Source organism: Pseudomonas sp. HMSC057H01, assembly GCF_001836405.1.
Classification (GTDB): Bacteria; Pseudomonadota; Gammaproteobacteria; order Pseudomonadales; family Pseudomonadaceae; genus Pseudomonas; species Pseudomonas aeruginosa.
In genome coordinates, this window is the sequence record NZ_KV828409.1 from 1 (window position 1) to 764 (window position 764).

A 764-nucleotide genomic window follows, 5' to 3' on the forward strand; every position below is an offset into this window, starting at 1 on the left:
GCGATTGACAGCATTCGTTAGGGAAGCCGCCAGGCGAGCCGTCTCCACTGCCGCACTACCAAACCCGGCCACCGAAACCAGCGGCGTAGAGGTGGCCGGCATCGCCAAGGTGTTCGCAGCCTGAATGATCTGACCTGGTACTACATCGGCTGTTTTTTGCAAATCGTTGGTCGCCGCACGCTGTGCCTCGGCTACCGCTGCCGAAACCTCCTTGGCTTTGGCCTGCAGCGCTGCTTCGGTCTGCAGGGCAAAGGTGTTCACCTTGGCATAGGTGCTTTCAGTGAATTGTCGAAGGGTTGCTTGTGCAGCTTGCGAAGCCGCCTTGGTGGGGCTGGCCTTGACCTGGGCGGTTAGCCTGTTGACCTCGGTTTCGACCTCGGCGGCCGCATTGGCAGCAAACTGAGCCAGCGCTTGTTTTCGTGCTGTCGAAAACGCCGTGGCTTCGTTGACGATCTGCTTGACTTTGGTGTTGAAAGCCGTGACCTGGGCTTCTCCACTGGCCTGTGCTGCCAAGGCAATCTGATTCCGAAATGCCGCGCTGATCAGGTTCTGGCTGGACGAAATCTGGCTGTTGGCTTGTTGCTGGGCTTGCGCTGTCTTGACCTGCACCGCCTGGGTTGCCGAGGCGACTGCACCACTGACCTGGGTGGAAACCTGAGACAGACTAGCATCCACTGCTTTCACACGTTGCTGGACCTTGGTGGCGGTCGGAGTGGTGATCGCGTTGAAGTCGGCACCGAGCTGTTGAGTGACCTGCTGGGCTT

Annotated in this window: 1 pseudogene; it reads right to left on the bottom strand. The window is 59.3% G+C overall.

From position 1 onward, the window contains the following. Positions 1-764: pseudogene (gene pys3, locus HMPREF2581_RS05105) on the bottom strand (pyocin-S3); the annotation flags it as partial.